Source organism: Stenotrophomonas sp. 169, from assembly GCF_014621775.1.
Lineage (GTDB): Bacteria > Pseudomonadota > Gammaproteobacteria > Xanthomonadales > Xanthomonadaceae > Stenotrophomonas.
Window position 1 is genome coordinate 4,009,497 of record NZ_CP061204.1, and the last position, 21,093, is coordinate 4,030,589.

Consider the following 21,093-nt stretch of genomic DNA (forward strand, 5'->3'; position numbering starts at 1 on the left):
ATCCTGCTGGAGCCCTTCCATGATCCGTGATGTCGTTTTTCCCGCTGGCCGCCAGGCCCTTTACGACCGTAATCATTATTCCCCTGCCGTACGGGCCAATGGCTTCCTGTTCGTGTCTGGCCAGGTGGGCAGCCGCGAGGACGGCTCACCCGAGCCCGTGCTGGAAGATCAGGTGCGCCGCGCCTTCGACAACCTCAATGCCGTGCTGTCTGCGGCCGGGTGCACCTTTGATGACGTGGTCGACGTGACGGTGTTCATCGTCGACCCGGAAAAGAACTTCGAAAAAGCCTGGGCGATCGTGCCGGAGTATTGGGGCGAGGCGCCCTACCCCACCCTGACAGGGATTGGCGTGACCTGGCTGTATGGCTTCCAGTTTGAAATCAAGGTGATCGCCAGGGTGCCGGACAGCCAGCCCGCGCGTTGAGGCGCGCGGAACCGACTGGAACGGGTAGAGCCGACTTCAGTCGGCTGCACTTTTGGAAGCCGACTGAAGTCGGCTCTACCCTGCGTTTTTGGAAGCCGACTGAAGTCGGCTCTACCTTCGGGTCACTACCGTTCGTTGCGGTGCAGCCAGCGGTACAGCACCGGCAACAGCAGCAGGGTCAGCAGCGTGGACGACACGATGCCACCGATCACCACGGTGGCCAGCGGACGCTGCACTTCCGAACCGGCACCCACATTGAAGGCCATCGGCACGAAACCCAGCGAGGCCACCAGCGCCGTCATCAGCACCGGTCGCAGGCGTCCCAGCGCGCCTTCGCGTACGGCCTCGCTCAGCGGCATGCCCTGCGCGCGCAACTGGCGAACGAAGCTGATCATCACCAGACCGTTCAACACCGCCACGCCGGACAGCGCGATGAAGCCGACGCCCGCGGATATCGACATCGGCATGCCCCGTGCGGCCAACGCCAGCACACCGCCGGTCAACGCCAGCGGTACGCCACTGAACACCACCACGGCATCGCGACCCGAACCGAACGCCCAGAACAGCATCGCGAAGATCAGTACCAGGGTGACCGGCACCACCACCGCCAGGCGCTGGCTGGCCGATATGAGCTGCTCGAAACTGCCGCCGTAGTCGATCCAGTACCCGGTCGGCAGCGGCACCTGCGCGGTGACCGCGGCCTGCAGATCGGCGACGAAGCTGCCCAGGTCACGATCGCGCACGTTGGCCGTCACCACGATGCGTCGCTTGCCATTCTCACGATTGATCTGGTTCGGTCCCTCACTGGTCTCGATGCGCGCCAGTTCCCGCAGCGGCACGGTCCGTGGCCCGCGACCGGCCGCACCGACACCCCGGCTCAGCTCATCCGCGTTGCCGCCAGCGAGTGCGGCCTCCAGGGATATGGGCAGGTCGGCGAGGGCAGCCGGGTCCTGCCGCAGCGCTTCCGGAAGCCGCACGACGATGTCGAAGCGGCGGTCACCTTCGAACAGCTGGCCGGCCACCTGGCCCCCTACCGCCGTCGCAACGGTGGACTGTACCTGCCCAGGATTCAGCCCGTACCCCGCCAGCGCCTGGCGATCGGGCAGTACGGTCAGCAACGGCAAGCCACTGGTCTCTTCCAGACGTACATCCGCTGCCCCCGGTATCGCTGCAACCTGCTTCTCGATGCGTTTCCCGAGCTGCACCAGCGTGTCCAGATCATCGCCGTAGACCATCACGGCCACATCCGCGCGCACCCCCGAGATCAGCTCGTTCATGCGCATCTGGATGGGCTGGGTGAACTCGTAGTTGTTGCCCGGCAGCTGTTCCACCGCCGCTTCCAGTTCGCCCAGCAGGGCGGCCCGCGATTTGCGCGGGTTGGGCCATTCGCTGCGGTCTTTCATCATCACGAAGGTATCGGCCACGGACGGAGGCATCGGATCGGACGCGACTTCGGGGGTGCCGATCTTCGAGAACACCTTCTCCACCTCTGCGAACTGCAGCAGGCGCGTTTCGATCTGCACCTGCATCTGCACGGACTGGCTCAGGCTGGTACCCGGTATGCGCATGGCATGCATCGCGACATCGCCTTCGTCGAGGCTGGGTACGAACTCGCTCCCCAGCCGGGTCGCCAGCACACCACATCCCACGATCAGCACCAACGCACCGGCCATCACCCAGCCCGCGTGCTGCAGCACCCGGTCCAGCAGGGGGTGGTAGCGTCGCCGCAACCAGGCCATCACCCGGTTCTCTTTTTCCTGGACCCTTCCGCCCAGGAACAGCGCGATGGCCGCCGGTACGAAGCTCAGGCAGAGCAGCATCGCCCCGGTCAGTGCCAGCACCACGGTGATCGCCATCGGGTGGAACATTTTTCCTTCGACGCCGGTCAGGGCGAAGATCGGCAGGTACACGGCAGTGATGATGCCCAGGCCGAACAGGCTGGGGCGGATGACCTCGGCGGTAGCGCGTGCGGTCTCGTCGAAGCGCTCGGCGGCGGTCATGTCGCGGCCCAGTGCGTGCTGGCGTTCGCCGAAGCGACGCAGGCAATTTTCGATGATGATCACGGCACCATCCACGATCAAGCCGAAGTCCAATGCGCCCAGGCTCATCAGGTTCGCGGACACACCGCCGCGGGCCATGCCGGTCAGGGTGAACAGCATCGACAGCGGAATCACCGCCGCGGTGATCAGCGCGGCCCGGAAGTTGCCGAGCAGCAGGAACAGCACCACGATGACCAGCAACGCGCCTTCCAGCAGATTCTTCGCCACGGTATGGATGGTGCGGTCCACCAGCGCGGTGCGATCATAGCTGGCGGTCACGGTGACCCCATCAGGCAGGCTGCGTTGTGCCTGCGCCAGCTTCGCCGCAGCGGCCTGCGCCACGTCACGGCTGTTGCCGCCGACCAGCATCACCACGGTTCCCATCACGACTTCGTGGCCGTTCTGGGTGGCCGCACCACTGCGCAGCTCTGCGCCTTCGGCCACGCGCGCCACGTCATGCACATGGATCGGCACGCCTTCCCGGCGGTCCAGCACGATGTCGCCGATCTCGTCCAGGTTGGCGACCTGCCCCGGTATGCGCACCAGGAACTGCTGGCCATTGCGCTCGATGTAGCCAGCACCGACGTTCTGGTTGTTGGCCTGCACGGCGGCGACCACGTCGTCCATGGTGAAGCCCAGCGCGCGCAGGCGCGCGGGATCCGGGGTGACGTGGACCTGACGCTGGAAACCGCCGATGGTGTTGACCTCGGTGACGCCCGGCACGTTGCGCAGCTGCGGCCGGATCACCCAGTCCTGCAGGGTGCGCAGATCGGTGGCGGTGTACGCCGTCCCGTCAGGCTTGCGGGCCGTGGGCGCCGCATCCAGGGTGTACATGAAAATCTCGCCCAGGCCCGTGGCGATCGGACCCAGCTGCGGATCCACTCCCTCCGGCAGCTGCGACTTGACCTGTTGCAGACGTTCGGCCACCTGCTGGCGGGCGAAGTACAGATCGGTGCCGTCTTCGAACACCACGGTGACCTGGGACAGCCCATAGCGCGACAACGAGCGCACCTGGTCCAGTGCCGGCAAGCCGGCCATCGCGGTTTCGATGGCATAGGTGATGCGCTGCTCGCTCTCCAGCGGCGAATAGCCCGGCGCGGCCGTGTTGACCTGCACCTGTACGTTGGTGATGTCCGGGGTGGCATCGATCGGCAGCCTGCTGAAGCTCCATGTTCCGACCAGTACCAAGGCCAGGGTGAGCCCCATCATCAGCCAGCGCTGGGCAATGGCGCCGCGGACCAGGCGCTCCAGCAGGCCGTGCGGGGTGCCATCGAGAGACGGTTCAATGCTCATGGGCCGCCGCCGCCTTGCCGATGTCCGCCTTCACCGTGTAGCTCTGCTCGACCACGACCTGCTCGCCTGCGCGCAGTCCATCGGTCACCGCGATCTGGCGGGCATCGCGCGCGCCCAGCTGCACGGGGCGTGCGGTGTAGGTGTCGCCGTCGCGCACGAATACCACGTCGCCACCGTCCAGCGTCTGCAGCGCGGTCAGCGGGACGACGATGGGCGCCGGGGTGCTCGCCACCACGATGCGCGCCCGCACGGCCGCGCCGGGCCGCCACAGGCCGTCCGCGTTGTCGATCAGGGCGCGGGCGACCGTGCTCTGGCTGGCGGTCGCGGTGCCGGGCAGCACGCGTTCCAGGGTGACGGTCTGGCTGGCACCGTCGGTCATGCGGGTCACCGTGACCGGCACGCCCGCGGTGATGTGCTGCGTGTCGGAACCGAAGATGTGGAGGTCCACCCACAGCTGCGACAGGTCGCCGATATCGAACAGGACCTGGCCCTCGGCAGCGACGGCACCGAGCTGCACCTGGCGTGACAGCACGACGCCGGAAATAGGGGCGGCTACGCTGTAGGTCGACAGGCTGAGGTTGCTTTCGATGCTGGCCAGCGGCTGTCCGGCGCGTACGCGGTCGCCGACATTCGCCCGTAGTGCGCGCACCGGACCGGGGAAGCGTGCAGTGACCTGGGCGCTGCGTCCGTCGACGGGTGCCAGCAGGCCCTGCACTTCGTGCTCATCGGCAATCGTGCCCGACGCAGCGGGCGCGGTGACGATGCCCGCTGCCCTCGCCTGTGACGCGGCGATGTGGGTGGTGGCCGGTGCCTCTTCTTCGTCATGTGCTTCCGCTGCGTCATGGTCCACCGCGGGCTTGCCCGCAACCGAGGCCCCGTCGTCCACCTTGCCGGTGCACGCGGCAAGCGCGGAAAGCAGCAGCAACGACAACGCGCTGCGCGCCAACATCGTGAGGGTCAGGGTCATGGTGCGGTTCCTTGGATGGCAGGGGCAACCAGCGGTTGCCCGGTGAGCCTCTGGATTTCAATGAGAGCGGCCTGTCCGGCCAGGGCCGCATCCAGCTGGCGCTGCCGCGCTTCGATGCGCATGGCCTGCAGCTGCGACCATTCGAGATAGCTGATGGCACCGGCGCGCCATGCGGTTTCGGCGGCCTTTTCGGCACGGCGCAACTGCGGCACGACGTCGCTGTCCATCCGCGTGACCTCCAGCCTGGCGGTGCCGTAGCGTCCATGTGCCTCCGCCAAGGTGGCGTGCAGCTGAAGCGCGCGCCCTTGACGTTCCAGCGCGCTCATCGCCAGTTCGCTGCGTGCCGCCCGGATCTCCGGCTCGGCCCGCCGTGCAGCGCCCAGCGGGATGCTGAAGCCGCCCACCAGCGATGCATCGCGGCTGGCCCGGTCGTGGCGCACGCCGAGCTGCCAGGACATGTCACCGCGCAGTTGGGTACTCGCCAACTGCAGCTGTGCCTCACGCACACGTTGTTCGCCGGCGATCACCGCAAGTTCGGGTGTGCGCTCGAGCAGATCGGCCAATTGGGCGAAATCCTGCAACGCAGGCAGCTGCAGCGGATCGCCGCTGACCACATCGAACGCAACGCTGCGCTCGTTCCACAACGCGGCCAACGAAAGCCGCGCCGCCTGGGCTTCCTGCAGGGCACGGTCACGGTCCAGCTCTGCCTGCGCGAGGGAGGCCTGTGCGGTCATCAGGGTCGATGCCGGTGACGCACCGGCGGTCAGGCGCCGCTGTGCTGCGTCCACCGCGCGCCGACGCTGTTCGATGTCATCCCGGGCAATCCGCTCGCGGGCGGCGGCGGCGGTAATGGCCAGGTAGCGGCGTGCCACCTCCGCCATCATGTCCAGGCGGGTGATCTCCCGCTGCGGGGCCAGTGCATCGAGGTTGGCCTGCGCGACCGCACGGCGCGCATCCAGCTTGCCTCCTCGCTCCAGCACGCCTGCCAACGACACGGTGGTCTCCAGTGAGCGGACACCGCGGCTGTCACCGGTGCCGAGGGCGTTCTCGACGTCTGCGCCGAACACCAGCGGCGGTGCGAGCCCGGCGGCATCGCGTCGTGCCTGCGCGGCATCCTGCTGCAAGGGCAGAAGTCGCAGGTCAGGATGGGTGTGCGCAACACGCTCGATGGCGGCATCGAGTGTCAACGGGACAGGGGGCGGCGTCACCTGTGCAGGGGCGCACGGTGCCATCGCCAAGGCCGCCAAGGCGGCCAGGCATTTCCACATGGGGTCTCTCCGAAGGACGTATCAGGGATCAGATCACCGGCTGCGGGCCGGCGGTGGATCAGCCCTGGATCGGAGGACGCAGCAGACTATCGGGCATCATCGATGTCCCGCCGGCGTCGTACACCGCGTCAAGCAGAACGACGCCGGGAGACAAGCTGCACCAGCCAGCGTGCCCCATCGGCAGCTGCCCGCCCTGCCCGTGGCAATGGCCACAATGCACAAGCGCATGCAGCAGCCGGTCGCCGACATCTTCATCGTCGTGACCGCTATCGCTTTCCAGACTGCCATGCGGCACGGCCGGATGATCCGCGTGCGACAGCTCGTGCAGGTCACCCAATGCCGATGCCAGCGCGCCGCCGGCCGTACCCAGCGCCACCACCACCAGCATCAGCAGGCGGAGCAGGAACAAGCGGCGGTGGCGGGGTGGACGGATCATCACCCGCAGGGTAGCGGGCGCATCGGGCGTTACACAATCGCAGCGACCGCATGCGCCGCTACAGATGGGTCGCCTCGATATCGCCAAGCGACGCGCCGGTCACCTCCTTCATGCCGGGCGGCAGCGCCGCTTTCAGCGCGTCCAGACTGGTGAAGTGCACATCGCGTACGCCATTCCATGCCGGGCGAGCTGTCTCCGGTACATGAAGGCGCCAGCCCGGTGCCGAAAACTCCAGCGGCGTACGCACCAGCGGCACCAGCGCACCTGCTCCCGCAGCCAACCGCGGACGATGCACCAGTACGAAGCTACCCGCCTCATCACGACGCACGCAGAAGCTTCCCGGCTCGCACAACTGCCGGTAGGTCAGGTGAGCCTCGGCCTGGTCCGGGCGCACCGCGATGATGCGCTCCGGATCGGCGAGTGCGGAAGAATGTACGGCGTAATCCAGGTAGAGGGTACTGCGCTCCGCGTGGGTCAACAGGTCCATGACACTGGTGCGCAGCCCATCCTGGTAGCACGGCATGCCGCACATTGTCGTGGTGGTGGTCATTGCTGGCGCGTTGGTCACCGAGAGCGGCGCCCATGCCGGTGGCTCGCCCGAGGGCTGCACGACCCCCTGCGATACGCTGAAGGTTCGCCACTGAATGGAGAAATCATCCGGAACGTTGTTCATGCGGCAGCCTTTTGGAGGTGACCCCCCAAGGCTGCCGCATCCCTGCTGCGGCGCTACCGTGGATCGCTCATGCGCGCTTGCGCTCTGCGATGAACGCCCGGATCTGCTGCTCAAGCACCGGCAACGGCACCGAGCCCTGTTCCAGCACGGCGTCGTGGAAGGCCTTGATGTCGAACTTGTCGCCCAGCTCCCGTTCGGCCTGTGCGCGGAGCCGGACGATGGCGATCTCACCCAGCTTGTAGCTCAGGGCCTGTCCCGGCCAGGAGATGTAGCGGTCGACTTCGGTGGTGACCTCATGCTCGCTCAGCGCCGTGTGGTCACGCAGGTAGGCAATGGCCTTGTCACGTGACCAGCCCTTGCTGTGCACGCCGGTATCGATCACCAGACGCGCCGCACGCCACATTTCGTAGGTCAGGCGGCCGAAGTCTTCGTAAGGGGTCTCATAGATGCCCATCTCGATGCCGAGCTTTTCGCAGTACAGCCCCCAGCCTTCACCGTAGGCGGAGATATAGCTGGTGCGACGGAACGCCGGCAGGTCACCCTGTTCGGCGGCCAACGCACCCTGCAGCGCATGGCCGGGATCTGATTCGTGCAGGGTCAGGGCGGGCAGGTTGTAGAGCGGGCGCGCCGGCAGGTTGTAGGTATTCAACCAGTAAGTGCCCATGCCACCGCGGCCGGCGGTCCAGAACGGCGCGATGTCCGGCGGCACCGGCACGATGGTGAAGCGCGCACGCGGCAGCGTCATGTACTTGCCGATCACCCCGTCCACGCGCTTGGAGATCCACGCTGCACGATGGAGCAGCTCATCCGGGGTCTTCGCGTAGAACTGCGGGTCGGTGCGCAGGAAGGTCAGGAACTCATCGAAGCTGCCCTTGAAACCGACCTGCTGGATGATGGCGTTCATTTCCTTCTGGATGCGTGCCACCTCATCCAGCCCGATGCGATGGATCGCATCCGGGGTCAGGTCCAGCGTCGTGTATTCGTGGATCTGCTGCTTGTAGAACGCCTTTCCATCGGGCATGGCTTCGGCCGCCAGCGTAGTGCGCGCCTGCGGCACGTAGTCCTGCAGGAAGAACGTACGCAGTTGCTGGAAAGCCGGGATGACCTTGCCGCTGATCGCCTCGCGTGCCTGCGCCTGCAACGCGGCCTGGTCCGCCTGCGGCATGCTGGCGGGCAGCTTCTTGAACGGTGCGTACAGCGGGGATTCGGTCGGATCCTTCAGGTCGGCAACGTTGGAAATGGCCACCTCACGTCCATCCAGCACCGCGCGCGGCACGCTGAAGCCGCGCTTCAGGCCGGCCCGCATGTTGTCGGTCTGCTGGCCGAAGTAGCGCGGTACGTCATTCAAGCGGGCGATGTAGTTGCGGTAGTCCTGCGCGGTCTTCATCTCGCGCCGTGCCATGAAGGACAGGTTGGACCAGAACGACGAGTCGGAGTTGAACGGCATCTCGTAGGTCCGCAGGCGCACTTCCTGGGCCAGGTTGAAGACCTGGTCGCGATAGATCGCGAAGTTCACCTGGTTCACCGGGGACAGCGCCTTGACGTCGGTGCGGTCCAGCTGCGCAAGCACCTCGTCCCAGACCTTCAGCCGGTCCTGCTGCGCGGCGGGGCCCACGTCGGGCAGCCGTGCCGCGCTGGCCGGCGCATCGCCGTCTTCGCTGGCTTCACCGCCGCCCTCCTGGCGCCAGGCCCATTCCTTTTCATAGATAGCGCGGAACGCGGCATCGGCAGCGCGTTCGTTGGCGACGCTGGCCGGCGCGGTCGTGGCAGTGGGCACGGCGGCATGGACGGCCAACGGCGAGGAAAGGGCAAGCAGCAGGGCAACGGCAAGACGGTTTTTCACGAGCGACAGGTTCCCGGGAAGGCAGACCACCGATCATGGCACCGTTGGCTGCCTGCGACATGGGTCGAATGTCCTGCCCGTGCCGGGCAATGGCGTCGATCACGTCTACGCAGGGGCGGTGGACGCAGGGGTGTGCGTCGCCCCGTCAGTGCGCGGCTTTGTCGCGCTTCCAGCCGCGGTGGTCGATATCCAGTTTCAGGCTGTACAGGGCAGTGAACGCCGGGAACAGATTCTGCAGCACACCGACGGAGTCCTGCTTGGCCGAAAACAGAAAGTAGCTCAGCGTCATCAGGCTGCCGACCACGCTCATGTACCAGAACAGGCGCGGGATCACCGGTTTACCGGCACGCCGCGAGGCGACGAACTGGACCAGCCAGCGGCCCCCGAACATCAGCGCGCCGGTATAGCCGATCAGCTTCCAACCCGTCACATGCAGCCCGGTCCAGTACAACCAGGTCAGCGGCTGGTCCAGCCAGTGCAGTTCCATCAGGCTTCTTCCACGACAGTACGGCGGCTGCGGGTGATCAGCCAGGCCACGCCGCGCAGGTCGCGGATGCCGACCAGCGCGCGGCCCAGGTTGGTGTACTTGGACACGCCCGTGGTGCGATGGCGGTGGTTGACCGGCACGCTGGTGGTCTGCCAGCCGGCACGTTGCATCAAGGCTGGCAGGTAGCGATGCATGTGATCGAAGTACGGCAGGTCCAGGAAGGCCTCGCGCTCGAACAGCTTGATGCCACAGCCCGTGTCCGGCGTGTCATCGCGCAGCATGCGCGCACGGATCGCATTGGCCCAGCGGCTGGCCCAGCGCTTGCTGCCGCTGTCCTTGCGGTTGACCCGCCAACCGGCGAAGAGCTTGACGCTGGCATCAGCCCGCGCACGCGCGTCGAGCAGCCCGGGAATATCGGCTGGATCATTCTGGCCGTCACCGTCCAGGGTCGCGATCCACGCGCCCCGCGCATGCTTGACTCCGTTGCGCACGGCCGTGCTTTGCCCGCTCTGGCTGACATGGTGCAGCACGCGCAGTTCCGGCGTCTGGGCCTTCAGCGCCTGCAGCATCGCCAGCGTGTCGTCGCGTGACTGGTCGTCGACGTAGACGATTTCAAAGGCGATGCGTCCCCGCAGGGCGGCGGTGATTTCAGCCACCAGCGGCGCGACATTATCGCGTTCGTTGAACACCGGGACCACAACGGACAGCTCGGGATGGCTCATGGGGCACTCGGCCGGGGTGAAAACAAAGAGCGCGCATTCTCCGCTGCCGAGGTTAGCCGAAGATGAACCCGGCTGCCCAGCAGCGGTGGATCAGGCACGATCGCCGAAATAGTCGCGGCACCATGCCACCACCGGGGGCAGACCCTGCTCGATCGGCAGGGCCGGCTCATAGCCAAATGCGTCGTAGGCGCGACGCGTATCGGCCATGGTGCGGACCATGTCGCCCGGTTGCATGGGCTTGTAGACCTTGGTGGCGGGGCGGCCTGCGGCCTGCTCGATCACACTGATGAACCGCTCCAGCTCCACAGGGGTGTGGTTGCCGAGGTTGAACACGCGGTGCGGCACAGGACCGTCGCCGGGATGTGCGAGCACGCCGAGAATACCGGCGACGATGTCGGAAACATGTGTGAAGTCACGCTGCATGCGCCCTTCGTTGAACACGTCGATTGATCGGCCCGCCAGCACCGCACGCGAGAACAACAGCGGCGCCATGTCCGGTCGCCCCCATGGCCCGTACACGGTGAAGAACCGCAGGCCGGTGGCCTTCAGCCCGAACAGCTGTGCGTAGGTATAGGCCATCAGCTCGTTGGCTGCCTTGGTGGCCGCATACAACGAACGCGGCTGGTCCACGCGCTGGTCTTCGGAAAAGGGCGGCGTTGCCGAGTCGCCGTACACCGAACTGCTGCTGGCATAGACCAGATGCTGCACGTTGCGGTGGCGGCACAGTTCCAGGATGTTGACGAACCCGCTGATGTTGCTGTCGACGTAGGCGTGCGGGTTCTCAAGCGAATAGCGCACGCCCGCCTGCGCTGCCAGGTGGATGACCGCGGTGGGCCGCACCTCGTTGAACAGCGCGCCCAGGCCGTCACGATCGGTGAGATCCAGCGTGCGCAGGTCGAGCTGCGGACACAGCGCGGCGACCCGATCACGTTTGAGCTGTGGATCGTAATAGTCGTTGAAGTTGTCCAGCCCGACCACCGGGCGACCGGCCTGCAGCAGGGCCTGCGCGGTATACGCACCGATGAAGCCGGCCGCGCCGGTAAGCAGGATCGTCATGAATGCAGGCCGTAATGCGTTGCGCCGACGTTGAGCCGGAAGGGGTCGATGATGTCGCTGATGCCTTTGGCGCTGAAGCGGGCCAGCAAGGCTTCCGCATCGTCTTCCAGCTTCAATGCCATCTCTTCGGGATACACCGGCACCACCGCCATGAAGCCGATCAGCGTGCCATCGTCAGTGGTCAGGTGGGCGAAGGCGTCAGGTGCACTGGCAGGCGGCAGGATCAACGCCCCTTGGAACCCTACCGTCGTCGCATAGGGTTCGGCAGGCATGCCGTTGGGAATGCTGTGGCCAAAGCCCAGCCAGGTATCGTACTTGTGCGGCAGCCGCGCCAGGGTCTTCAACAGCCGCAACGGCCAATAGCTGCGTTCGTCGGCAAGCGCCGTCTCACTGAGCGGCCAAGTGCCGGGAAGGGTCACCATCAACTCGAGACGGTCAGGCGATTCGGCGCCTTCCGGCACATCCATCGGCAGATCGCTCATGCCCGAGGTGACGATGCGCAGGAAAGGGAATGCATCCGTGGCCGCCACGACATGCAGGTCGATGCGTACCGTGTCGGAGATGATCTCGTGGTACACACCCGCAACCGGCCCCAGATGCTGCGCGATGTGTGCCGCGATCGCGGCAACGTTGGGGCCTTCGGATGCAGCGGTGAAGGCGTTCTCGTCACGGTGCCGATGGATCGGACTGCCGCCCGGACTGACCTCGTCGTAGTCGTTGCTCATGGACGGCTCCTGGCCAGGGGTGCGCTGTCGAACGCTCACGCGCGCTGGGCGCGCAGCCGTTCGAGCACGCCGTCCAGCGTATCCAGGTCAGAGTAATGGATGATGAGCTTGCCCTTGCCACCACGGCCGTGGGTGATCGCCACCTTGGCGCCCAACGACTCGCTCAGTTCGGTTTCCAGCGATGCGATGTCGGCCTGCGGCGCGGTCTTCGCTGCCGCCTGTGGCCGGTTGCTGGGCACCTTGCCGGCCGCGAAGGCCTGCGCACGGCGCTCCACCTCGCGCACCGACCAGCCTTCGTCTGCCGCCTCCTGCGCAAGCTTGCTGGCCAGTTCCGGCGCCAGCGTCAGCAATGCACGCGCATGCCCCATCTCCAGGCGGCGCGACTCCAGCAGCACGCGGATGGCGATCGGCAGTTCCAGCAGGCGCAGCAGGTTGGACACCGCCGCACGCGAGCGGCCAACCGCCTCGGCCGCTTCGGCATGGGTCAGGGTGAACTCACTGATCAGGCGCTGCAGGGCTTCGGCTTCCTCCAGCGGGTTGAGGTCTTCGCGCTGGATGTTTTCGATCAGCGCCATCGCGATGACGGTGCGGTCTTCCAGCTCGCGCACCACCACCGGCACTTCATCCAGCCCGGCCAGCTTCGATGCACGCCAGCGGCGTTCGCCGGCGACGATTTCGTAGTTGCCGCCCGGCAGCTGACGCGCCAGGATCGGCTGGATCACGCCCTGCGAGCGGATCGAATCGGCCAGCTCGGCAAGCTTGGTCTCGTCCATCTCGCGCCGCGGCTGGTACTTGCCCGGCTGCAGCTGGCCGATGGGCAACCTGCGCAGCACTTCGCCCGGCAACGGCTCGATCACCGCGGTGGCCTGCACCTGGCTGACCGATGCCTTCGGTCCCAGCAGGGCATCCAGGCCGCGGCCGAGGCCACGCTTCTTCCCTGCTGCGGGCTTGGTGCTCATCAGACGGTCTCCACGGCCGCGACGGCCTTGTTGCGTTCGTTGTTGCGTCGAATGATCTCGCCGGCCAGGCCGAGGTAGGCCACGCCGCCGCGCGAAGCGCGGTCGTAGCCGACGATGCTCTGCCCATGGCTGGGCGCCTCGGCCAGGCGCACGTTGCGCGGCACGATGGTGCGGAACACGAGGTCGCCGAAGTGCTCGGTGAGCTCGCCGGACACGGCATTGGCCAGGTTGTTGCGCACATCGAACATGGTGCGCAGCACGCCTTCGATTTCCAGCGTCGGATTGAGGTTGCCACGCAGCGCTTCGATGGTTTCCACCAGCGCGCTCAGGCCTTCAAGGGCGTAGTACTCGCACTGCATCGGCACCAGGATCGAATCGGCGGCGGCCAGTGCGTTCAACGTCAGCAGCGAAAGCGCCGGCGGGCAGTCGATCAGGATGTAGTCGTACTCATCGCGGATCGGTGCCAACGCGCGCTTGAGGCGTTGCTCGCGCTCGCCCTGGCCCATCAACTGGATCTCGGCGGCGGTCAGGTCGATGTTGCCGGGCAGCAGGTCGTAGCCCTCGGCTGCTTTCAGCCGAACTTCCACGGCCGTGCTTTCGCCCAGCAGCAGATCGCAGGTGGACGCTTCCAGCTCGCGCTTGTCGACGCCGCTGCCCATCGTCGCGTTGCCCTGCGAATCGAGGTCGACCAACAACACCCGCTTGGGCGCGTTGGCCAGGGCGGCGGCCAGGTTGACGGCGGTCGTGGTCTTGCCGACGCCACCCTTCTGGTTGGCGATGGCGATGATGCGGGCCATGCGGGTGAGCCTCGTCGACGGTTGCTGGGGCTGGTCATTATGCGTACAACCGGCCCCGGGCGGAAATCGGGCTTCATTCCGGCCTTGTCCAGCAGGCAAGCGCGGCGCCCTTCAGGGGCCGCCAACGCTGACCAGATGGCGCTCTCCCGCCAGGCCGGGCACGTTCAGCGCCACGACCTCGCGCACCTGCCAACCCGCGGGCAGCGCGGCGATCTCATCGTGCGGGTGGACCCCTTTCATCGCCAGCAGCACGCCGCCGGGGCGCAACAGATGGCCGCCGACGCGCACGATGCCTTCCAGCGTATCCATCGCACGCGCGGTCAACTGATCGTACTGGCCGGGCTCATCCAGCGCCTCTGCCCGCGACTCGGCGACGCGCGCGTTGGTCAGTCCCAGCTGGCGCACGACTTCACGCATGAAGCGCGCTTTCTTGCCGTTGCTCTCCACCAGGGTGACCTGCAGGCCGGGGCAGGCAATGGCCAATGGAATGCCGGGCAGGCCGGGACCGGTACCGAGATCGGCCAGCGACCCGTCCACCACATGCGGTCGCATGGCCAGCGAGTCGAGCAGGTGGCGGGTCACCATCTCCTGCGGATCGCGGATCGCGGTGAGGTTGTAGGTCTGGTTCCAGCGGTGCAGCAGGGCCAGGTAACGCAGCAGGGGCGGCGCCAGATCGGCCGGCAGGCCCATGTCGGCCAGGCCACGCTGCAGCGTGTCGGCGACGGCAGGTGGAAGGGTAAGTTCGCTCATGTGGGCATTATCGCCGGTTTCCTGCTGCGGTAAGCAGGTCAGGCGACATGCCACGCCAGCGCGGCGCGGAAGTTGGCGCTGGCCTGCCACTCGTGCAGGTGCCAGCGCGCGGCGTGGCCCAACGCCGGATCGCACCATTGCAGCTGCAGCGTGCCGTCGTCAGCCGGGCCGAACTGCAGGCGGTGCAGGCCGAAGGAAATGCCCTGCCCGTCCGCTTTCAGCATCGCCTCCTTCGCACACCACACACGGAAGAACCATTGCACGCGGGCTTCCTCGGCAAGGCCCTCCAGCCACGCGATCTCTGCAGGATGGAAGAACCGGCGGATGATCTCCAGCATGCGCGGGCGCGGGCGCAGGAGCTCCAGGTCAACGCCGAGCCGGACCCCTTCGCCCAGTGCGACCAGCAGGACATCGCCGCTGTGGCTCCAGCCCGTGCCGAAGCGCGACAACGCAGCCGACAGTTCCGGGCGGCCACGGGGGTCGCGAACCAGCGGCAAGGCCAGCGGATCGCCCCCCAAGGCCTGCGCCAGCACCTGTCGTGCCTGCGGCTCACCGCGCTGGCCGGGCACGTGCGGGCGACGCCACACCGTGACGGGACCGAACCGCCACCTTTCCTGCCCTGACATCCCCGCGCTCATGCCAGCGCCCCGTCAACGCCACTGCACAGCGGTTTCACGGCCATACGCGTCAACTGGAATCTCTTTGAGATAGGAGATGGGGCAATGGGCATCATTATCTGGTTGATCGTCGGCGGCATCGTAGGCTGGCTTGCCAGCATCATCATGGGACGCAATGCCCAGCAGGGCATCATCCTCAACGTGGTGGTCGGCATCGTCGGTGCACTGATCGCCGGGTTCCTGTTCGGCGGCGGCATCAACGAAGCGATCACGGTACGCACGTTCCTGTTCTCGCTGATCGGTGCGGTGATCCTGCTGGCCATCGTCAACCTGTTTACCCGCAAGAGCATCCGCTGACGCTGCGGTAGGGTCGGCCGCTGGCCGGCAGACGCATCAGGACGGGGCCCGGCCAAGGTCGGGCCTCGTCGATTCAACCCAGCTGCACCCATGCCGGTGCATGGTCGCTGGGACGCTCCCAGGTCCGCGGCTCGCGGTCGATGCCCGACGCAACGGCGGATGCCTTGAGGGCATCAGACACCAGGGTCAGGTCGATCCGCAGGCCAAGATTGCGGCGGAATCCCGCGGCGCGATAGTCCCACCAGCTGAAGATCCCGGCCTCGTCGCTGTGCAGGCGGAACGCGTCGTGCAACCCCAGTTGCAGGAGCTTGTTCAACGCCCCGCGCTCGGCGGTCGAGGTCAGGATGTGGTTTTCGTTCCACACCAGCGGATCGTTCACGTCACGCTCGTCCGGGGCGATGTTGAAGTCCCCCATCACGATCAGTTTCGGGTACTTCTGCAGTTCGGTTTCGATCCACGCATGCACCGCCTCCAGCCAGCGCAGCTTGTAGGCGTATTTGTCCGTGCCGACGTCCTGGCCGTTGACCACGTAGAGATTGATTACCCGCAGGTCGCCGAAGGTGCCCGCGATCACCCGCTTCTGTTCGTCCTCGAAGCCGGGGATGCCGATCTGCACGTCCTCGGCCGGCTCACGCGACAGCAGCGCCACGCCGTTATAGGTCTTCTGCCCGGCGAACACGCTGCGGTAGCCGGCACTGGCCAGCGCGGCATCGGGGAATTTGTGGTCTTCCAGCTTGGTTTCCTGGATGCCCACGATGTCCGGACCGGCATCCTTGAGCCACTGCTCCAGGTGCGGCAGGCGGACGTTGAGGGAGTTGACGTTCCACGAGGCGATTTTCATGGCGGGAATTGTACCTGCCCTGCCCGCCCCCCTCCCGTTCGTGCTACCCGACCAGCCGCTTGAGCAGCCCCTGTATCCGCGCGTACGGCGGCCGCAGGAAATCGGTCGCGGCCCAGCGGGACTGCCACAGCACCGGCATCGGCCGACTCATGGCATCAAAGCCGGCGCGTGCGTGGTACGCGCCCATGCCGCTGGCACCCACACCACCGAACGGCAGGCCATCGGCAGCGAAATGCAGCAGCGTGTCGTTCACCGTCACTCCGCCAGCCACCACCGTAGCGAGGATGCGATCCACCTTGGCGTCCTCATGGCTGAAGGGATACAGCGCCAGCGGCCGATCCCGCGCCACCACATCGGCCAAGGCGGCATCCAGGTCCGCATAGGCGCGCACCGGCAGGATCGGGCCGAAAATTTCCTGCTGCATCAGGTCCAGGTCGTCCGGCGGATCCAGTACCACGGTAGGCACCAGCAACCGTTCGCGGGCTGCACGCAGCGGATCGATGGTGGCCAACGGAATGACCTCCACGTTGCGGTCGCGCGCCTGCTGCAGATACCCAAGCAGCCGCTGGTACTGCCCTTCATTGATGATCCGGGTGTAATCGGTGGCGTCGCTGAAATCCCCGTAGCGCTGGACGACCTGCTCCTGCAGTGCCTGCACGAACGCGCGTTGGCGCGGGCCATCAACCAGCACGTAGTCCGGTGCGATGCAGGTCTGTCCGGCATTGAACCATTTACCGGTGGCCAACCGCGCCGCCGCTTTCTGCAGGGGAAAGTCGCTGCACACGATGGCCGGCGACTTTCCGCCCAGTTCCAGCGTCAACGGCACCAGGTGTTCCGCCGCCGCTGCCATGACCTTCCGGCCGATGCCCGTGGAGCCGGTGAACACCAGATGGTCCAGCGCCAGACCGGCCACGGCCGAGGCCACGTCCGCGCCGCCCTGCACCACCGTTACGCGTGCGGCGGGGAACACGCTGGCAAGCAGCTCCGCCAGGAAAGCGCTGCTTCGCGGCGTGTGCTCTGAGGGCTTGAGCAGCACGTGGTTGCCGGCCGCGATGGCCGTGGCCAGCGGCACCAACGCCAAGGTGATCGGATAGTTCCAAGGCGAGATGACGCCGACCACGCCCAGCGGGGTCGGGCGCAGCTGCGCACGCGCTGGCCACAGCTTCCAGCCCGCACTGGCACGCCGTGGCCGCGACCACCGACGCAGGTGCTTGAGCAGATGATCGATGGCCGACAGCACGCTCATGCCGTCGGCGATGCGCGATTCGGCGTGCGAGCGGTGGCCGAAATCCGCGGCGATGGCGGTGGCCATGTCGTCCATCCGCGCTTTCAATGCCGTACGCAGGCGACGCAGGTCGTCCTCGCGCTGGTCGATCAAAGGACGCTGCGCCTGCCACGCGATCCGCAGTGTCTGCAGCAGGGCAGGAAGGTCGGCGGGGTCGGTATCTGCTGTCATGCCCCACTATAAAGGGCATGACGGCCAGCGGCCGTCACTACCGGGAGCACATGGGAACGCCCGGTAGCGCCGAGCCATGCTCGGCGGCGGTTTGCCGAAAACGACGGATACACCCCGCCGAGCATGGCTCGGCGCTACGGGCTACCGACGCTCAGGCGGACGGCACGTCCCAGCCGAACAGGTCCAGCGCCTTCTGGAACTCACGGTCCAGCGGGGCGCGCGCGTCGACTACGCCGCCTTCCGGATGCGGAAAACGCAGCCGCTCGGCGTGCAGCAGCATGCGGTGCACGCCCTGCATGCGGAATATCCGGTTGTGCCGCCCGTCGCCGTGGCTGGTGTCACCGATCATGTGGTGAGACAGGTGCTTGAGATGCCGACGGATCTGCCGGAAGCGCCCGGTCTGCGGCTGGCAGCGCAGCATCGCATAGCGTGAGGTGGTGAATTCCCCGCTCGGCACGCCCAACTCGCCGGTCTGCAACCGCTGGAAATCGGTGATGGCCTGCTTTTTCACCGGCTTGCCCGGGCCGCCATCCAGATCGTGGTCCACGCGCCAGGCCGCTTCGGCCGGCCAGCCACGGCAGACCGTCAGGTAATCCTTCATCACCTCGCCGCCCATCAGCGACTTGCCCAGCGCGCTCGCGGTATCGCGATCAAAGGCCAGCAGCAGGCACCCACTGGTCGCGCGATCCAACCGGTGGACCAGGAAGATCTGACGGCCCAGCTGCTCACGCAGTCTATCCGCGAGGAAATCATCCTCGCCGCGCGCCAGCTTGCTGTCATGGACCATCAACCCGGCGGGCTTGTTGACCACGGCCAGGCGCTCGTCCTGATGCAGCAGCTGCAGCGGCGGCGATGCGACCGCCGTCACGGCCTCATCGGCCACCGATTCGCCCGCCATCATCGCCACCATGCCCGCGCCAACGCGAACGCACCCAGTGCGCCGGAGACCCAGCTCCACACCGGCATGTCGCCGATGTACCAGCCCGGTGGCTGCAGGACATACATCAGCGCGGCGATCGCCAACAGGCCGACACCGGTGATCGCGCCCACGGCGTGCTTCTGCAGGCGCTGCACACTGACATCCAGCGCGGCCAGGTCGCGTGAGCGCATCGACAGTTCATGCCGGCCTTCGACCTGCTGGCTCAGCCAGGCATGCACCAGGCGCGGCATGTCCGGGGCGTGGGTCATGATCTCCGGCACCCGCTTGCCGATCTCGCGCAGCACCCGGCGCGGGCTGTAGCGCTCGCGCAGGATCTTCGACAGCACCGGCTTGGCCACTGCCCAGATATCGATCTGCGGATCGAGCTGTCGGCCGACGCCTTCGATGTTCAGCAGGGTCTTCTGCAGCAGGATCAACTGCGGCTGCAGGGTCAACTGGTAGCGCTGCGCCACGCGGAACAGCTTCATCAGCACTTCGGCCAGCGAAATCTGCGACAACGGACGGGTGAAATAGGGCTCGCACACCGAGCGTACCGCCGCTTCCAGATCGTCGATGCGCACGTGATCAGGCATCCAGCGTGCCTGTACGTGCAGCTCGGCGATGCGCCGGTAATCGCGGTTGAAGATGGCCATGAAGTTCTCGGCGAGGTAGTACTGATCCTCCTGCGAGAGCTGGCCCATGATGCCGAAGTCCAGCGCGATGAAGCGCGGATTCGCCCGCCGTGCCGGATCGACGTCGACCCAGATGTTGCCGGCGTGGGCGTCGGCATGGAAGAAATTGTCCCGGAACACCTGGGTGTAGAACACCCTTACTCCCTTGGCCGCCAGCGCCACGCGGTCGATGCCGGCGCGGTCCAGCGCCTCGATGTCATCGGAGGGAATGCCCCAGACGCGCTCCAGCGTCAGCGCGCGTTCGGCGGTGTGGCTCCAGATCACTTCCGGCACGTACAGATCGTCAGAGTGCTCCCAGAACCGGCGCAGCACGCTGGCATTGGCGCCTTCGCGCTGCAGGTCCAGTTCGGCCGACAACGTGTTCTCGATCTCGGCCACCACTTCGCGCGGACGGATCTTGTCCGCACGCGGGTGGGTGCGCTCGACCAGTGTGGCGAGCGAATTGAGCAACGCGATGTCGGCGACGATCTGCTTTTCGATGTTCGGCCGCAGCACCTTGACCACGACCTGGCGTCCGTCGCCCAACGTCGCCGCGTGGACCTGCGCGATCGACGCCGAGGCCAGCGGCTCGGTATCGAAGCTGGCGAAGGCTTCGGTGACCGGCATGCCCAGTGTGTCTTCGACGATGCGGCGCGCGGTTTCACCGTCGAACGGCTTGACCCGGTCCTGCAACAGGGTCAGCTCGACCGCGACGTCCGGCGGCACCAGGTCACGGCGGGTGGACAGGATCTGGCCGAACTTGACGAAGATCGGACCCAGATCCTGCAGCGCCAAGCGGAGCCGGGCACCACGCGACTGTGCGGCGATGTCGGCCGACGCACGCGGTACGAAAGGCTTGGCCAGGCGCAGCCAGCGTTCAGCCGGCGTGTCCTGCAGCAGGTCATCCAGGCGATAGCGCAGGATGATGCGGCCAATGCGGCTGGCCCGCAGCAGGGCCTTCATGCGACACCCCGCAGGCGCTGCACGCGCGCCGACAGACGCTCGACGTCGTCGCGCAGCACGTCCACGTCGTCATGGAACGCGTCCAGCTCGCCACGCGGCACCACGTCGCGGGACTCCTCGGTCACGTACTCCGCCGCCGTATGGGCCAGATCGGAGACGCCGCGGCGTGCGTGCTGCAGCGCGCTGCGCAGTGCGTTGGCCACCTGCACGCCCAGCACCTCGCCGAAGACGCGCACGAACGGCAGCTGCCAGTCCGGATCAAAGCCTTTGGCCAGTTGCTGCAGACGGCGGGCCAGTTCGGCATCCCCGGCCACCCGTACGCGGCCCGCCGGGTCGCCCTGTCCGCTGCGCGACCTGGCCAGCAACGGCAACTGGGCCAGCACACCGGCCAGGCTGCTGCGCACCGCCAGATCGGCTTCGCGGTGGTCGACCGGGCCGACCTCAAGCTGCTCGCCATGCACACTGATCCGCATGGCAAGCGCAGGGGCGTCCAGGGTCAGGTCGATATGTCGCCCATCCAGCGCGGTCAACGCCTGACGGGTATCGGGATCCAGCGCCAGCGCACGATTCAGCGCGGCTTGCAGGGCGCGGCCGGCGACCGGCTTGAGCGACTTGAGCAGGGAAAGAGGCATGGTGCGCATTCTACCTGCCTGGTGGCAGATCGCTGCGGAATCCTGCCGGTGTCGCGACAGCGGACGCAGGCCGCGCGGCGCGCTCGCCGAGCGTGGCTTGGCGCTACATGCCCCGCTCCGGCGTAACTCACCCATCCACAGGAACGACGAAGCCGGGCAATGCCCGGCTTCGTTTCAAGCGCTCACCGAGGTTACCCG

The 21,093-nt window shown here is 66.7% G+C and carries 21 protein-coding genes; 2 read left to right on the forward strand and 19 right to left on the reverse strand.

Annotation, left to right across the window (positions count from 1 at the left end; all coding sequences use genetic code 11):
• Nucleotides 1-19 precede the first annotated feature (19 nt).
• Nucleotides 20-424, forward strand: a complete 405-nt coding sequence (locus ICJ04_RS17535; protein ID WP_188325433.1) for a RidA family protein — start codon at nucleotides 20-22, stop codon at nucleotides 422-424.
• A gap of 125 nt (nucleotides 425-549) precedes the next feature.
• Here the strand turns inward: ICJ04_RS17535 and ICJ04_RS17540 are convergent, their stop codons facing one another.
• The 14 genes from ICJ04_RS17540 to ICJ04_RS17605 form a co-directional block, all read right to left on the reverse strand.
• Nucleotides 550-3,717, reverse strand: a complete 3,168-nt coding sequence (locus ICJ04_RS17540; RefSeq protein WP_188327385.1) for a CusA/CzcA family heavy metal efflux RND transporter — start codon at nucleotides 3,715-3,717, stop codon at nucleotides 550-552.
• Between the two features lie 28 nt (nucleotides 3,718-3,745).
• Nucleotides 3,746-4,723: an efflux RND transporter periplasmic adaptor subunit gene (locus ICJ04_RS17545; protein ID WP_188325434.1), complete on the reverse strand. Its 978-nt coding sequence runs from the start codon at nucleotides 4,721-4,723 to the stop codon at nucleotides 3,746-3,748.
• Nucleotides 4,720-5,991 carry a TolC family protein gene (locus ICJ04_RS17550; protein ID WP_188325435.1) on the reverse strand — a complete coding sequence of 424 codons (1,272 nt, stop codon included), beginning with the start codon at nucleotides 5,989-5,991 and terminating at the stop codon, nucleotides 4,720-4,722. Before ICJ04_RS17550 ends, ICJ04_RS17545 begins: the two co-directional genes overlap by 4 nt.
• A gap of 58 nt (nucleotides 5,992-6,049) precedes the next feature.
• Entirely contained in the window at nucleotides 6,050-6,427 is a 378-nt protein-coding gene (locus tag ICJ04_RS17555; protein ID WP_188325436.1) for a hypothetical protein, read from the reverse strand.
• Between the two features lie 58 nt (nucleotides 6,428-6,485).
• Complete coding sequence (locus ICJ04_RS17560) at nucleotides 6,486-7,100, reverse strand: hypothetical protein (protein ID WP_188325437.1); 615 nt, start codon at nucleotides 7,098-7,100, stop codon at nucleotides 6,486-6,488.
• 67 nt (nucleotides 7,101-7,167) lie between these two features.
• Nucleotides 7,168-8,943: a DUF885 family protein gene (locus tag ICJ04_RS17565; protein WP_188325438.1), complete on the reverse strand. Its 1,776-nt coding sequence runs from the start codon at nucleotides 8,941-8,943 to the stop codon at nucleotides 7,168-7,170.
• Between the two features lie 145 nt (nucleotides 8,944-9,088).
• Nucleotides 9,089-9,430 carry a lipid-A-disaccharide synthase N-terminal domain-containing protein gene (locus ICJ04_RS17570; protein WP_188325439.1) on the reverse strand — a complete coding sequence of 114 codons (342 nt, stop codon included), beginning with the start codon at nucleotides 9,428-9,430 and terminating at the stop codon, nucleotides 9,089-9,091.
• Nucleotides 9,430-10,152: a glycosyltransferase family 2 protein gene (locus ICJ04_RS17575; protein ID WP_188325440.1), complete on the reverse strand. Its 723-nt coding sequence runs from the start codon at nucleotides 10,150-10,152 to the stop codon at nucleotides 9,430-9,432. The genes ICJ04_RS17570 and ICJ04_RS17575 overlap by 1 nt, the downstream gene beginning before the upstream one ends.
• A 90-nt stretch (nucleotides 10,153-10,242) precedes the next feature.
• Nucleotides 10,243-11,208 carry an NAD-dependent epimerase/dehydratase family protein gene (locus ICJ04_RS17580; protein WP_188325441.1) on the reverse strand — a complete coding sequence of 322 codons (966 nt, stop codon included), beginning with the start codon at nucleotides 11,206-11,208 and terminating at the stop codon, nucleotides 10,243-10,245.
• Nucleotides 11,205-11,933 carry a suppressor of fused domain protein gene (locus ICJ04_RS17585; protein WP_188325442.1) on the reverse strand — a complete coding sequence of 243 codons (729 nt, stop codon included), beginning with the start codon at nucleotides 11,931-11,933 and terminating at the stop codon, nucleotides 11,205-11,207. The genes ICJ04_RS17580 and ICJ04_RS17585 overlap by 4 nt, the downstream gene beginning before the upstream one ends.
• Before the next feature lie 35 nt (nucleotides 11,934-11,968).
• Complete coding sequence (locus tag ICJ04_RS17590) at nucleotides 11,969-12,892, reverse strand: ParB/RepB/Spo0J family partition protein (protein ID WP_188325443.1); 924 nt, start codon at nucleotides 12,890-12,892, stop codon at nucleotides 11,969-11,971.
• Nucleotides 12,892-13,689: a ParA family protein gene (locus ICJ04_RS17595; RefSeq protein ID WP_188325444.1), complete on the reverse strand. Its 798-nt coding sequence runs from the start codon at nucleotides 13,687-13,689 to the stop codon at nucleotides 12,892-12,894. Before ICJ04_RS17595 ends, ICJ04_RS17590 begins: the two co-directional genes overlap by 1 nt.
• A gap of 111 nt (nucleotides 13,690-13,800) precedes the next feature.
• Nucleotides 13,801-14,439 carry a 16S rRNA (guanine(527)-N(7))-methyltransferase RsmG gene (rsmG, locus tag ICJ04_RS17600; RefSeq protein WP_188325445.1) on the reverse strand — a complete coding sequence of 213 codons (639 nt, stop codon included), beginning with the start codon at nucleotides 14,437-14,439 and terminating at the stop codon, nucleotides 13,801-13,803.
• 38 nt (nucleotides 14,440-14,477) lie between these two features.
• A complete protein-coding gene (locus ICJ04_RS17605) occupies nucleotides 14,478-15,065 on the reverse strand; it encodes a 4'-phosphopantetheinyl transferase superfamily protein (protein WP_223202935.1) in 588 nt (195 codons plus the stop codon).
• A gap of 96 nt (nucleotides 15,066-15,161) precedes the next feature.
• Here ICJ04_RS17605 and ICJ04_RS17610 point away from each other — a divergent pair, with 96 nt between their 5' ends.
• Nucleotides 15,162-15,413, forward strand: a complete 252-nt coding sequence (locus ICJ04_RS17610) for a GlsB/YeaQ/YmgE family stress response membrane protein (protein ID WP_188325447.1) — start codon at nucleotides 15,162-15,164, stop codon at nucleotides 15,411-15,413.
• 73 nt (nucleotides 15,414-15,486) lie between these two features.
• On the opposite strand, the gene xth is transcribed toward ICJ04_RS17610, so the two are convergent.
• The 5 genes from xth to ICJ04_RS17635 form a co-directional block, all read right to left on the reverse strand.
• Nucleotides 15,487-16,254 (reverse strand): exodeoxyribonuclease III, encoded by a 768-nt coding sequence (gene xth / locus ICJ04_RS17615; RefSeq protein WP_188325448.1) that lies wholly within the window; start codon nucleotides 16,252-16,254, stop codon nucleotides 15,487-15,489.
• A gap of 43 nt (nucleotides 16,255-16,297) precedes the next feature.
• Nucleotides 16,298-17,710, reverse strand: a complete 1,413-nt coding sequence (locus ICJ04_RS17620) for a coniferyl aldehyde dehydrogenase (RefSeq protein ID WP_188325449.1) — start codon at nucleotides 17,708-17,710, stop codon at nucleotides 16,298-16,300.
• 151 nt (nucleotides 17,711-17,861) lie between these two features.
• Nucleotides 17,862-18,611, reverse strand: coding sequence for a pseudouridine synthase (locus tag ICJ04_RS17625; RefSeq protein WP_223203092.1), 750 nt, complete (start codon nucleotides 18,609-18,611; stop codon nucleotides 17,862-17,864).
• Nucleotides 18,608-20,263, reverse strand: coding sequence for a ubiquinone biosynthesis regulatory protein kinase UbiB (gene ubiB / locus ICJ04_RS17630; protein WP_188325450.1), 1,656 nt, complete (start codon nucleotides 20,261-20,263; stop codon nucleotides 18,608-18,610). Before ubiB ends, ICJ04_RS17625 begins: the two co-directional genes overlap by 4 nt.
• Nucleotides 20,260-20,895: an SCP2 sterol-binding domain-containing protein gene (locus tag ICJ04_RS17635; protein ID WP_188327387.1), complete on the reverse strand. Its 636-nt coding sequence runs from the start codon at nucleotides 20,893-20,895 to the stop codon at nucleotides 20,260-20,262. The genes ubiB and ICJ04_RS17635 overlap by 4 nt, the downstream gene beginning before the upstream one ends.
• Nucleotides 20,896-21,093 lie beyond the last annotated feature (198 nt).